We start from the raw sequence: 12099 nt of genomic DNA, 5'->3' as shown, positions 1-12099 counted from the left end.
GCATGGTGCTGTGCCACCACAGATCGGCGAAGATCCAGCGCCATCGGCCGGTGCACTACCTCGTATTTCCACCAGTGAAATCAACATGGGCTTTCATCCGGAAGTACCGCTAGAAGAGCCGCCCACTGCTTCTGAGCTCCCGCTGAACACGGCAGTCAGCGCCAACGTGGCCGCTGCCGACGCCTCGGATATCGAGTGGCGCACCGGCCAGGTCCACACCACCGATGAAGGCATCACCCTGATGCCAACGCGCGCCAACCCGGTGGCGCGCCGGCTGCTGGCAAAAATGTGGATCTCGGACACCCCGCCAACCCAGGCGCTGAACATTGTCGAGCGTCTGCAGGGAACCCCTTACGCCAATCCCAAGGTCAACGACCAGCAGGACGCTTCATCGCGTCGCACCATGGAATTCGCCTTGGACTTGGGGGAGACCCTGATCCGCTATGGCGCTGGCGCGTTGGAAGTGGAAACCAGCATCATCGCGGTGACCGCAGCGCTGGGTTTGAGCCATTTGGACGTGGACATTACCAACCAGTCCTTGCACTTGAACTACAGCCCGCCTGATGCCGAAAGCTATTCGGTATTGCGCGTGGTCCGTTCCTATACCTCCAACTACGCAGGGCTCGTCCTGGTGCATGAGCTGGTCTCGGACATCATCGCGGGCGGCGTGTCGCGCAGCGCTTCGGCCAAGCGCCTGAAAGAAATTACGCGCCGGCCAAAGCCCTTTCCCCGGTGGATTGTCGCTTGCGGGCGTGCCCTGTTCGCAGCGGCATTTGTGCTTTTCATTGGCGGCTCATGGGCCGGCGCGCTGGTGGCCATGTTCTCCTCCAGCCTAGTCACCCAGATTGGCCGATACGGCTCGCGCTGGCGGGTCCCCGAATTCTTCACTATTGCCGCATCGACGATGGTCATCACCGGCATCGCATTGATTGGGCATCAGTTGCATGCCCCGTTGGATCCGGCGCTGGTGGTTTCCGGCGGTATCCTGCTCTTGCTGCCTTCGGGGCGGTTTGTCTCGGCGCTGCAAGATGCGATCAACGGTTTCCCGGTGACTGCGGTGGGGCGCTTGTTCTCCGCCAGCCTGACCTACGGCGCGATCTTGAGCGGCATTGCCGCGGCATTGGTGGTCTCCGATGTGCTCGGCGGCGGGGAAGTCGATGTACACCAGATCGTGACTACCGAGTACCCCGCATGGCTCTTGGTCGTGCTGGTTGCTGTCGCCATTGTGGCCGGTGCCATTACGGAGCAAAGTGCGCTCCGCTTGCTGCTGCCTACCGCTGGCATTGCGGTGGGCGGCTACCTCGTGCAGCTGCTCGCCGAGAACATGGGCCTGGGCGACCGTGCGGTTCCAGCACTTGTCGCCACGGTCGTCGGTTTTGCGGCTCGCTTCGCGTCAGACAAATTGCGCACGCCGCAGCTAGTTCTGGCAGCACCGGCGGTCATGTTCCTGCTTCCAGGCCTCATGATCTTCCGGGCGATGTACGGCATCGTGATCAACGTCGATGACATGGCTACAGGTCTCGTCGAGATGTTTAACGCGATGGCCATCATGCTCTCCATCGCCGGAGGAGTCGTCTTCGGTGAAACCCTTTGCCGCCCGCTCACTTCTAACGCCCGGCGCGAACGGCGACGCATCCGCCGCCGCTAGGCGAGCGGCAAAGTCCAGTCAATCGGCTCTTGTCCCTGTGCGGACAGGAGCCGATTGGCTTCTGAAAAGGGTTTTGAGCCGAAAAAGCCCCTCGAAGCCGAGAGCGGCGATGGATGGGCGCTGCGCAATTGCGGCAGATTCCCCAGGGCAGGCGAGAACTTCTGTGCATGATTGCCCCAGAGAATGGCGACCGGGGGCGCGGAACGCTCGTTCAGAGCGGACAGCAGGGCCGCGATGATTGGTTCCCACCCGATCTTTTGATGTGAACCGGCCTGGCCTGCGGTGACCGAAAGCACCTGGTTGAGCAGCAGTACCCCGCGTTGCTGCCAGGCACTCAGATCAGGATGCGACGCTGGGGTGATCCCCAAGTCGGCTTCGAGCTCCTTGTAGATGTTATTCAACGAGCGTGGCAATGGGCGGACATGCTTGTTGGCCGCAAAGGCCAAACCGTTGGGATGCCCCGGTGTCGGGTAGGGGTCTTGGCCGATGATCAGGACCTTGACCTCAGCTAAAGGCAAAGATAGTGCGCGGAACATCACCTCGGGATCGGGGAGCAATGTTTCGCCTTGTGATGAACGTTCGGTTAATTCGAGGGCAAGCTGGCGAAGATTTTCATCTTGCTTGCTGAGCGCTGGAACCCAATCTTGAGCAATAAATCCGTGGTCGGCCATGGATTGCGCGCCGTGGAAGAACGGGAATTCTGCTGGTTCATACACGGGTGCCGGCGGTGGCCCAGGAGCCTCGAACAGGGGTTCTTGCATTTCATCCATAGACGCTATTGTTCCGTTTTTCTGGCGTGCCTGTGCCAGGCCACACGGCGATAGCTAAAGAGATTGGTTAGAATGTCGGTGGTATGTCTACCAGTGGTGGAGTACATGCATGAATGAAATGCGCAAAAACTGAGCCGAGGACAGAGGTGAGAACGGATGGCTGAGAAAGAGTTGTTGGTGGATTTTGTGATGAACCCAGACTCGGAACTCGACGAACGTTCGCAACAGATCCTGAGCTTGGAAAAATTGTGGTGGAAGTATGCCGGAGCCAAGGAACAAGCGATTACCAAGCAGTTCTCCATGTCTCCAACCAATTACTATCAGCTGCTGAACCAGCTGATTGAGACGGATGCGGCGATGGCCTACGACCCGATGCTGGTTAAGCGACTGCGCAGAACACGTTCAACAAAACGTCGTGTGGGCGGTAAGGTCGGCTCGGGACGATAACCCAGCCTGCCGTGACCAGTCAGACCTCGAGCAAGGACAAGAATGACCAACTACCCGCGTGACGAATTTGATCGCGTTCCGGAGTTCAACACCCGTGTCGGTTCACACCATGCGCACGGATGGGCGCAGTCCGCGGCCTCAAAGTCAACCGGTGGCAAATTGCTGTGGGTAGTGCTGACGGCCGTGATCGTCCTGGTCATCGGTGTAGCATCCTTCATCTTTGGCCCCCAGCTCAAAGACAGCCTCGCGGGCCCTTCGAGCGATGAGAGCTTGCAGTCCCAAGACGGCGGGGAGTCTGCCGATAGTTCGCAGGAGGCTTCACCCAGCGAATCCGCATCGCCATCCAGCACCATCGATGAAGCAGACGTGCTCTTTGGCCAGAAGATCGGCGTGTACAACGGCGCAAATGTTGCAGGCGTCGCGGGTGCTGGCGAAGAGGCCATGGCAGAAGCCGGGTTCACCAACATCGTCGCCGATAACTGGAGCAAGCCGGCGGATGTTTCCGCTGTGTACTACATGTCAGAGGCCTACCGCACCACCGCGGAAAAAGCTGCTGAAGTCCTTAATATTGACGAAGTTTTGCAGACCAATAACATTCCCGATCGGGTCACCATCGTGCTGGGCACCGATGACCCGCTGGGGCTGAACGAATAATTCGTTCATAATTCCCTTCGCTCAGAGCCGACCGGCTTGCACTCGCCATGCGAGAGTGCCAATATTTGTATTAGCACTCTTACGCTGCGACTGCTAACGCCGGTCGGTTTTTGCGTTCCCTGCGGAACGTGAACGCACCAGTTAGCGCCACGGCGGACGGAGCGTGGAAAATACCTCAGATAGCGAGAGCTGAAACGGTTGCCGGCCCGATGCCGCACCGGTCCACTCGTCCGTCGCGGGCGCTGTCTGTCGGTTGCATTTTCGCAAAATCGTCCCGAAAGGACCGAAAGCCACTATGGCCAAGATGATTGCATTTGACGAGGAAGCACGCCGCGGACTCGAGCGCGGACTGAACACCCTTGCTGACGCGGTAAAGGTGACCTTGGGCCCACGCGGCCGCAACGTTGTTCTGGAGAAGAAGTGGGGCGCTCCTACTATCACCAACGACGGCGTGTCCATCGCTAAGGAGATCGACCTCGAAGATCCTTACGAGAAGATCGGCGCCGAGCTGGTCAAGGAAGTTGCCAAGAAGACTGACGACGTCGCTGGCGACGGTACCACCACCGCTACCGTGCTCGCACAGGCACTGGTCAAGGAAGGCCTGCGCAACGTTGCTGCAGGTGCCGACCCGATCGCACTGCGCCGCGGTATCGACAAGGCTGTAGAAGCCGTCACCGCAGAACTGTTCGCCGCAGCGAAGAAGATCGAATCCAAGGAGCAGATCGCTGCTACCGCTTCGATCTCCGCTGGCGACAAGGAAATCGGTGGCCTGATCGCTGAAGCTCTCGACAAGGTCGGCGAGCAGGGCGTTATCACCGTTGAAGAGTCCAACACCTTCGGCCTGGAGCTGGAGCTGGCCGAGGGCATGCGCTTCGACAAGGGCTACATCTCCGCTTACTTCGTCACCGACGCAGAGCGCCAGGAAACCGTCCTGGAAGACCCATACATCCTGATCGTCAACTCGAAGATCTCCTCGGTCAAGGACATGGTTACCTTGCTGGAGAAGGTCATGCAGTCGAACAAGTCGCTGCTGATCATCGCCGAAGACGTCGAGGGCGAAGCCCTGGCCACCCTGATCCTGAACAAGATCCGTGGCCTGTTCAAGTCCGTTGCCGTCAAGGCTCCGGGCTTCGGCGACCGCCGCAAGGCCATGCTGACCGACATCGCCATCCTGACCGGTGGCCAGGTTGTTTCCGAGGAAATCGGCCTGTCCCTGGACAACGTTGGCCTCGAAGTTCTGGGTACCGCCCGCAAGGTCGTTATCACCAAGGACGAGACCACCATCGTTGAAGGCGGCGGCGAAGCCGACGCGATCGACGGCCGCAAGGCCCAGATCGCAGCCGAGATCAAGAATACCGACTCGGACTACGACCGCGAGAAGCTGCAGGAGCGCCACGCAAAGCTCTCTGGCGGTGTCGCTGTGCTGAAGGCCGGCGCTGCTACCGAGGTGGAGCTCAAAGAGCGCAAGCACCGCATCGAAGATGCCGTGCGCAACGCCAAGGCAGCCGTTGAAGAAGGCATCGTCGCCGGTGGTGGCGTTGCACTGATCCAGGCTGGCGCTGCTGCATTCGCAAAGCTTGAGCTGGAAGGCGACGAAGCAACCGGCGCGAACATCGTTCGCGTTGGCATCGAAGCTCCACTGAAGCAGATCGCACTGAACGCTGGCATGGAGCCAGGCGTTGTCGCCGACAAGGTCAAGGGCCTGCCTGCTGGCCACGGCCTGAACGCTGCCACCGGTCAGTACGTTGACCTGCTGGAAGCTGGCGTGAATGACCCAGTGAAGGTGACCCGTTCGGCACTGCAGAACGCAGCTTCGATCGCTGGCCTGTTCTTGACCACCGAAGCTGTTGTTGCAGAGAAGCCAGCTCCTGCTGGCGCTGCCCCAGCCGGTGGCGATGACATGGGCGGCATGGGCGGAATGGGCGGCTTCTAAGCCCTCCATGCTGATCTAGTGCATCACCTGCGCTGATGGCCTGGTACCTTCGGGTACCAGGCCATCAGCAGTTAACGCGGCGAATACGGGCTAGGGCATCCAGCTCTGCAGATGTTCCAGCTCTCGACCCAAGTTGGTTCGCGCAGCCGATTCCCACCGTTCGCGTCCAGCTGCCGTAGCGTAAATCGAGACCTTGGCCAGCAGGGCCGAGAGTATCTTGCTGCGTCCTTCAGCCAAAACGTGGCGGGGAAGGTGGGCATACTCTTGATAGATCGCATGGGCATAACGTTGATAGGCCGGTTCGGGGCGGGCCAATACTTCCAGATCCGCATCGCACAAGATCCGTCCCAGGCGGTCCGTTTCGCCCGGGTTATGTCCCGCGGTCAGCAAGATCAGGTCGCTGATCGCACCAACAGCGGCCGGGGAGAGCACTCCGTCGAGTCTTTCACGTGCCAGCACCGCAGATTTGAATTCGTCCTCGCTGCTCCCTTCATATACCGCGTCGTGGAACCACGCCGCCAGCTGTACCAGCAGGAGTTCTCCAGGTGAAAGCTTTTCACCGAGGCGATCCACCGCTTCGAGCACCGAAAGCAGATGGACGCGGTCATGATAATAACGGTGGTCCTGGGACCACATCTCGAGCAGCTCCTGGCCCAGCTGCGGCTCGGTCGGCAACGTCCGCGACCACCGCCGACGCAAGATGGCGTTGAGCTTTTCAGGGCGGTATTTGGCAGGAATTCGCAAGCCCGAGGCGATCAGCGCACGCACCAGTTCGCCGCCGGTGACTTCCTTCGCACCGGCTTGGACAAACTGTTCATAGCGTTCTGCGGGGACGTCGTAGTGGTCCTTGTCGAACGCCCGCGGCGAGATTTCCTGCTGTGCGGCGAATTGATGGAGTTCCTCCAGGGACGTGTCCGAGACCAAATGGGCAAAGACGGTGCCATGCGCAGGCCAACGCGGCGGGTCGATCAGAATGCTCATGAGCCAAGCCTACTGATCAACCAGCCGCAGCGCAGTTGCTGATCAGTATCGGAACAGCGACGTGTTGACCTGTTCAACTTCCTCGTATTGCATCGAGGCATGATTCAAGGCGCTTGCGATGCTGCTGAGCGCCTCTTCGATCTGCACGTGCGTGGAACGCCATTCGGCAACGATGGATTGGAATGAAGCGGCTGCTGAACCCTGCCAGGTGCTTTGCAATTGGTCAAGATTCATCTGCATGGTCGAGACCTCGTGGCGCAATCGATCAATGGTATTCATGACTGCCTGGGACTTAACCTGCATCTCGCCGGTATTAGTGGAGAACGTGCTCACGGACCTGGTCCTTTCCTTGGTGGCTGTATCGAAAGCTCGATGCAACCAATCTAGAAAGCCGTCCAGCGTCGTCGTGGGAAGCGCGCGCTGAATGTGGATAACACCGCGCGGTGCGGTCCGGCGCTCAGTCTTCGATCTCCGGCTCTGGCCGTTCGATCAGTGGCACATATGGCAGGGAAATGGACATGGTGGCACCGCCACCGGCAGTTTCAGCCAAGGCGACCGATCCGCCATGCTGCTGGACGATGGCAGCAACGATGGCCAGCCCGAGGCCCGAACCGCCGGTTTCCCGCTGTCGAGAGCTATCTGCGCGGTAGAAGCGCTCAAAGATCCGCTTGGCATCTTCTTCTGGGATGCCGGGCCCGTGGTCCCTGATTTCAATGACCGCGTCCATGGCGCCGGCCACCAGCGAACGCACCCCGACGGCAATCTCCAGGGGCGTGCCCTCGGGAGTGTAGCGCAGCGCATTGGTCAGGAGATTGGCGATGATCTGGCGGATCCGAGCGTCATCGCCCACGGTGCTTGCCGGGCTGGGGCGATCGCTGGTCAACCCGACGAGCTTGACAGCACGGTCTGGGGCCCGCACCTTGGTGTCTTCCACGGCGTCCTGGCCCAGGACCAGCAGATCCACCGGTTGCTTCTCCATAGGGCGCTGCTCATCCAGGCGGGCAAGCATGAGCAGGTCCTCAACCAGGCGGGCCATGCGCTTGGATTCGGCTTCGATGCGTCCCATGGCCGAGTCCATGGCTTCGGGGTCCGCCAGGCCGCCGTAGCGGTAGAACTCGGAGTATCCCTGGATGGTGACCAGGGGAGTGCGCAGTTCATGCGAGGCATCCTGGATGAAGCGGCGCATCTTGCGTTCAGAGGCCTCCCGGTCATGGAAGGCTTTTTCAATCTGGGCCAGCATGGCGTTCAGCGAACGGGAGAGCCGGCCGACCTCGGTCTCCGAAGGATAGTCCTTCACGCGCTGGGACAGGTCTCCAGCGGCAATCATCGAGGCGGTGCGCTCCACGTTGTTCAACGGCTGCAGCGACCTGCCGGTGAGGCCGTAGGCGATCATGGACATGACCAGCGCGGCGAGCAACCCGGTAGAAAGCACCAGCACTGCGGTCTGGCGCACCGTGGAGTTCACGGTATCCAGCGGCAGAGCCAGGAACAGGTTGAGGTTGCTGCTTTCCAGCGGCACCATCATGGTTCGCCAGCCGGAGGACGTGGGGAAGCTGCCGGGCACGGTGGAAGGAACCAGGGGGTTGGCTGCCAGCTGCTCGATTTGCTGGGGATTGAGCAACGGCAGATCCGAGGTGCTGCTGGGGCTCACCCGCGAACGCGGCATGATGTAGACGATCTTGCCTTCTTCATCACGGATGTCGGCGTAGGAGCTATTGAGGCCCAGCAAGGTCGGGTCGAAGTCCCCGTTCCCGTCGGAGCCGCCGTTGTCGTCGAGGGAATTCACGTAGGCCTTGTTAAGCCCGTAGGCCATCGTGGGCCATGAAGCATTGAGCTGATCATCGATCTGGTTGGTCATCGAGATCTTCAGCGTATGCGAAGAACTGAGCGCGGTCGCGAAGATCGCGATGATCATCAGCCCCAGCATGACGGTGACGAGCTTGGTCCTCATAGAGGTTCGGCGCCATTTGGCTCGAATCGACTTCATATGCAGACTTTACAAGGCCTTCGTGTTCCTCCGTGAATTACTGGCGGCGATCCGGGGTGCGCATCAGGTAGCCGACACCGCGCTTGGTCTGGATCAAGGCCGGCCATTCCGGACGGTCCACCTTGCGGCGCAGGTAGGAGATGTAGGACTCGACGATTGACGCGTCGCCATTGAAGTCGTATTCCCACACATGATCCAGGATCTGCGACTTGGAGAGCACCCGGTTGGGGTTCATCATCAGGTAGCGAAGCAGCTTGAACTCCGTGGGGGACAGGTCGATGATCTCTCCGGCACGGCGCACCTCATGGGCATCGTCATCAAGCTCAAGATCGGCGACGACGATCGTGGCATTCTCCTCTTCGCCGCTCGCGGTGCGACGCAGAACGGCACGGATGCGCGCCACAACCTCGTCGAGGCTGAATGGCTTGGTGACGTAGTCATCGCCGCCGACGGTCAGGCCGGTGACCTTGTCGCTGGTGTCATCACGCGCGGTGAGGAACAGAACCGGGAAATGGCGTCCTGCCGCGCGGAGCTTGCGGGTAATGGTGAAGCCATCCATGTCCGGGAGCATGACATCCAGGACCGCCAGATCCGGTTCGTCTGCTTCGACCGCGGCCAGTGCCTCGCGTCCGTTGGCAGCTGCAACAACCTCGAAGCCGGCGAAACGCAGCGACGTGGAGAGCAATTCGCGGATATTCGGTTCGTCGTCAACAACGAGAAGTTTTGCTTCAGTGGGTTTTGCACTCATGAACCCCAGTCTGCACAAGAAGTCTGGGAGTCTGCTGAATGATTGCTGATTCTGGTTCTTCAGATGTTGCGGCGCTTGGCGATGTTGCTGATGACAACGGCCGCGGCGAGGAGAAAGGCCACCGGAAGTCCCCAGACAGCAAAGGCCATGACCACTGGCGGAATTGTGATGTGCTGGAAGTAGAGAACCAGCGTGGCAATCAAAGCGAGAGCCGAAATGACGGCAATGATGATTGCCAACCGGGAAATAAGGGTCATGGTTTTTGATGTTGTGCTCACGGTTTCTAGCTTAGCCTCGACCAGGGGTGCCCAGAGTGTCTTGCCGACCCTCGGTGCGCAAAGATGAATTCAGTGCTTCAGGGATGACATAATCTTAGATAAACGACTTGAAGCGATTTCGTACGTCGAGTACCCGGCAAGAAGCTAAGAAGAACCCCGGCTGTGACTCCGCGAAATCGTACATATGAATATGCATCGCGCTGAGCAGGCCACGGCGGTGCACTGGGCTAAAGAACGAACGAGGTAAATGATCATGCCTAGCGGCAAGGTTAAATGGTACGAAAAGGCCAAGGGCTTCGGTTTTATTACCGCAGAGGATGGCAAAGAGATTTACGTCAATGCGGCTGCGCTGCCCGAGGGCGTTCATGACTTGCGCCCTGGCACCCGATTGGAATTTGGTGTCGCTGAAGGCCGCCGTGGACCTCAAGCACTGAGTTTGCGCCTGCTGGAACAAGCTCCTTCGGTGGCGCGCGCCAAGCGCAAAAAGCCCGAAGCCGAAGCAGTTCTCATTGAAGATCTCATCAAGTTACTCGACAACGTTTCCAATAGCTTGCACAAGGGGCGTTATCCTGAACAGGCATATGGCAAGAAGGTAGCTACCGTGCTTCGTGCGGTAGCCGACGATCTGGACGCATAAATAATGGCCCGTAAACCCAAGTTGGACACCATCCTCGCCGACGCAGTGGACGCTGCACGCGGCGCGCTCGCCGATATCGCCAGCGCGCAAGAAGTCGGCGACCACCTCGGGGTCATGGCGGAAGGTGAGCGACTTGTCACCCATCGTTTTGTCTCCCATAAAAAGGGGTATCAAGGATGGACCTGGTTCGCTACCCTCGCACGGGTTCCTCGGGCCAAGGTAAAGGATCTCACCGTCTGCGAAGTCGGCATCATTGCTGGTGACGATTCGCTTTTGGCTCCTGCCTGGGTGCCGTGGGCAGACCGGCTGGCCAAGGAAGAAATCGAAGCCGCCAAGGCCGCGGAAGCCGCGGAGGAAACCGGCGAGTCAGAAACTGACCAGCCACAGGAAGCCGATTCGGACTCGGATTCCGAATCCGGCCAAGCCGCCGGTGATGCATCGCCTGCTCCGGAGCAAGACGCCGAAGAGCTGGATGACACCGATGAGCCGGATGACGCCGAATCAGAGGACGCGCCTCACAAGTCGCCAGCGCGACGCCAAGTTCGACGCCGTCGCACCGCGCAGCGCACCGCGGCCCGTCGCCGGGCAGCGCAGCGCAACCGCACGCGCAAAGAAAACTAGTAGCTTGAACAACGGGAGGGGCTCCGAAGAACATCAGTTCTTCGGAGCCCCTCCCGCTGTTTTACGAGCTAGAGCTGTTCGATGACAAAGTCGATGCACTTGAGCAGCGCAGCAACATCGCTTGGCTCGATGGCCACAAAGGTGGCAATGCGCAGCTGGTTGCGTCCCAGCTTGCGGTACGGTTCTACGTCAACCACGCCATTGGCGCGCAAGGCCTTGGCAATCGCCGAAGCATCTACCGAGTCATCGAAATCCACCGTGGAAATCACGTTGGAGCGGTGAGCTGGGTTGGCTACATAGAGCGAGGCGATCGAGGAGGCCTCTGCCCAGGCCTGAATCAGGCCTGCGGACTGTGCGGTGCGATCCGCAGCCCACTTCAGGCCGCCGTTGGAATTGATCCACTTGATCTGGGCGTCCAGGCCAACCAGAGTCGTCAACGACGGAGTGTTGTACGTCTGGTTTTTCAGCGAGTTATCCAGAGCCGTCTTCAAGTTCAAGAAGTCTGGGATCCAGCGGTCTGTAGCGGCAATTTCCTCAATGCGCGCGATGGCTGCCGGGGAAACGAAAGCCAGCCACAGGCCTCCGTCCGATGCGAAGTTCTTCTGCGGAGCGAAGTAGTAAACGTCGGTCTCGGCTAGATCCACGTCGAGGCCGCCTGCTGCGCTGGTGGCGTCAATGACGATCAGGGCATCTTCGCTGGCTCCGGCAACACGCTTGATCGGTGCCGCGGCACCGGTCGAGGTCTCGTTGTGCGGCCAGGCGTACACGTCGACGCCGGCTTCAGCGACCGGTTCCGGAACGGTGCCGGGCTCGCCAACGATAATCGTGGAAGATTCCAAGAATGGAGCCTTGTCGGTGGCCTTGGCGAACTTCGAGCCAAATTCACCGAAAGACAAGTGCTGCGCCTTGGAGCGGACCAGGCTGAATGCTGCTGCATCCCAGAATGCGGTGGAGCCGCCGACGCCCAACAGGACTTCGTAGCCCTCAGGTGCGTTGAACATTTCCTTGAGGCCGTCCTGAACCGAAGCTACGAGGTTTTTGACCGGTGCCTGGCGGTGGGAGGTGCCCAGCAACTTGGATCCGGCGTCGGCGATGGCCTGAACCTGTTCTGCGCGTACCTTGGAAGGTCCCGCACCGAATCGACCGTCGGCGGGCAGAAGGTTTTGTGGAATTTTGATGTCCGTGCTCATCGCGCTCCTCTTGTAGCGATAGATTGAAGTGCCTAACAGGCCACCGATGCCCATGGTTCGGAATATTCAAGGGTGGCCGTGGCGTTTCAATAAACATCTTTGCAAATAGCAAGGGCACGTGAGAAAAACGCGACCGTCGGTTACGAAATCTGCTGGGCGGGTTACATCCGCTTTCTGTCCGATAAACCAAGTAGAGTGGGGTATC

13 protein-coding genes are annotated in these 12099 nt (G+C 59.7%); 6 read left to right on the top strand and 7 right to left on the bottom strand.

Going from position 1 to position 12099, the window contains the following annotated elements:
- The first annotated feature begins 10 nt into the window (after window positions 1–10).
- The gene (locus AC6CHO_RS12950; RefSeq protein WP_444660814.1) at window positions 11–1648 is read left to right on the top strand and encodes a threonine/serine exporter family protein; all 1638 of its coding nucleotides are present in this window, start codon (window positions 11–13) and stop codon (window positions 1646–1648) included.
- On the opposite strand, the gene AC6CHO_RS12945 is transcribed toward AC6CHO_RS12950, so the two are convergent.
- On the bottom strand, window positions 1645–2418 hold the full coding sequence (locus tag AC6CHO_RS12945) for a uracil-DNA glycosylase (RefSeq protein WP_498215462.1): 774 nt from the start codon (window positions 2416–2418) through the stop codon (window positions 1645–1647). The genes AC6CHO_RS12950 and AC6CHO_RS12945 overlap by 4 nt on opposite strands.
- Window positions 2419–2574: 156 nt before the next feature.
- On the opposite strand from AC6CHO_RS12945, the gene AC6CHO_RS12940 reads away from it, so the two are divergent.
- From AC6CHO_RS12940 to groL, 3 genes are all read left to right on the top strand, one after another.
- The gene (locus AC6CHO_RS12940) at window positions 2575–2865 is read left to right on the top strand and encodes a DUF3263 domain-containing protein (RefSeq protein ID WP_060700690.1); all 291 of its coding nucleotides are present in this window, start codon (window positions 2575–2577) and stop codon (window positions 2863–2865) included.
- 42 nt (window positions 2866–2907) lie between these two features.
- The gene (locus AC6CHO_RS12935) at window positions 2908–3519 is read left to right on the top strand and encodes a LytR C-terminal domain-containing protein (RefSeq protein ID WP_498215460.1); all 612 of its coding nucleotides are present in this window, start codon (window positions 2908–2910) and stop codon (window positions 3517–3519) included.
- A 295-nt stretch (window positions 3520–3814) separates the two neighbouring features.
- On the top strand, window positions 3815–5452 hold the full coding sequence (groL, locus tag AC6CHO_RS12930; RefSeq protein WP_444660811.1) for a chaperonin GroEL: 1638 nt from the start codon (window positions 3815–3817) through the stop codon (window positions 5450–5452).
- Window positions 5453–5542: 90 nt separating this feature from the next.
- On the opposite strand, the gene AC6CHO_RS12925 is transcribed toward groL, so the two are convergent.
- From AC6CHO_RS12925 to AC6CHO_RS12905, 5 genes are all read right to left on the bottom strand, one after another.
- Complete coding sequence (locus AC6CHO_RS12925; protein ID WP_498215458.1) at window positions 5543–6433, bottom strand: DUF4031 domain-containing protein; 891 nt, start codon at window positions 6431–6433, stop codon at window positions 5543–5545.
- A gap of 42 nt (window positions 6434–6475) precedes the next feature.
- Entirely contained in the window at window positions 6476–6766 is a 291-nt protein-coding gene (locus tag AC6CHO_RS12920; RefSeq protein WP_022874761.1) for a WXG100 family type VII secretion target, read from the bottom strand.
- 124 nt (window positions 6767–6890) lie between these two features.
- The gene (locus AC6CHO_RS12915; protein WP_498215456.1) at window positions 6891–8384 is read right to left on the bottom strand and encodes a sensor histidine kinase; all 1494 of its coding nucleotides are present in this window, start codon (window positions 8382–8384) and stop codon (window positions 6891–6893) included.
- Window positions 8385–8457: 73 nt separating this feature from the next.
- Window positions 8458–9168, bottom strand: coding sequence for a response regulator transcription factor (locus AC6CHO_RS12910; protein WP_498215454.1), 711 nt, complete (start codon window positions 9166–9168; stop codon window positions 8458–8460).
- Window positions 9169–9227: 59 nt separating this feature from the next.
- Entirely contained in the window at window positions 9228–9446 is a 219-nt protein-coding gene (locus tag AC6CHO_RS12905; RefSeq protein ID WP_444660809.1) for a hypothetical protein, read from the bottom strand.
- A 253-nt stretch (window positions 9447–9699) separates the two neighbouring features.
- Between AC6CHO_RS12905 and AC6CHO_RS12900 the strand changes: the two genes are divergently transcribed.
- Complete coding sequence (locus tag AC6CHO_RS12900) at window positions 9700–10083, top strand: cold-shock protein (RefSeq protein ID WP_060703278.1); 384 nt, start codon at window positions 9700–9702, stop codon at window positions 10081–10083.
- 3 nt (window positions 10084–10086) lie between these two features.
- Window positions 10087–10704 carry a DUF3027 domain-containing protein gene (locus AC6CHO_RS12895; RefSeq protein WP_498215452.1) on the top strand — a complete coding sequence of 206 codons (618 nt, stop codon included), beginning with the start codon at window positions 10087–10089 and terminating at the stop codon, window positions 10702–10704.
- Window positions 10705–10772: 68 nt separating this feature from the next.
- Here AC6CHO_RS12895 and serC read toward each other — a convergent pair whose 3' ends face one another.
- Window positions 10773–11894, bottom strand: coding sequence for a phosphoserine transaminase (serC, locus tag AC6CHO_RS12890; protein ID WP_444660807.1), 1122 nt, complete (start codon window positions 11892–11894; stop codon window positions 10773–10775).
- Window positions 11895–12099 lie beyond the last annotated feature (205 nt).

This window comes from Glutamicibacter sp. GQ173 (assembly GCF_059759215.1).
The sequence above is the reverse complement of the archived record's forward strand: the minus strand, read 5'-3'. Positions and strand labels throughout refer to the sequence as shown.

What these genes read in the sequence shown, in the direction of transcription:
- AC6CHO_RS12915 (WP_498215456.1), bottom strand. Translation starts at nt 8,384, where the DNA reads ATGAGGACCAAGCTCGTCACCGTCATGCTGGGGCTGATGATCATCGCG.
- serC (WP_444660807.1), bottom strand. Translation starts at nt 11,894, where the DNA reads ATGAGCACGGACATCAAAATTCCACAAAACCTTCTGCCCGCCGACGGT.
- AC6CHO_RS12900 (WP_060703278.1), top strand. Translation starts at nt 9,700, where the DNA reads ATGCCTAGCGGCAAGGTTAAATGGTACGAAAAGGCCAAGGGCTTCGGT.
- AC6CHO_RS12945 (WP_498215462.1), bottom strand. Translation starts at nt 2,418, where the DNA reads ATGGATGAAATGCAAGAACCCCTGTTCGAGGCTCCTGGGCCACCGCCG.
- groL (WP_444660811.1), top strand. Translation starts at nt 3,815, where the DNA reads ATGGCCAAGATGATTGCATTTGACGAGGAAGCACGCCGCGGACTCGAG.
- AC6CHO_RS12895 (WP_498215452.1), top strand. Translation starts at nt 10,087, where the DNA reads ATGGCCCGTAAACCCAAGTTGGACACCATCCTCGCCGACGCAGTGGAC.
- AC6CHO_RS12910 (WP_498215454.1), bottom strand. Translation starts at nt 9,168, where the DNA reads ATGAGTGCAAAACCCACTGAAGCAAAACTTCTCGTTGTTGACGACGAA.
- AC6CHO_RS12935 (WP_498215460.1), top strand. Translation starts at nt 2,908, where the DNA reads ATGACCAACTACCCGCGTGACGAATTTGATCGCGTTCCGGAGTTCAAC.
- AC6CHO_RS12925 (WP_498215458.1), bottom strand. Translation starts at nt 6,433, where the DNA reads ATGAGCATTCTGATCGACCCGCCGCGTTGGCCTGCGCATGGCACCGTC.
- AC6CHO_RS12940 (WP_060700690.1), top strand. Translation starts at nt 2,575, where the DNA reads ATGGCTGAGAAAGAGTTGTTGGTGGATTTTGTGATGAACCCAGACTCG.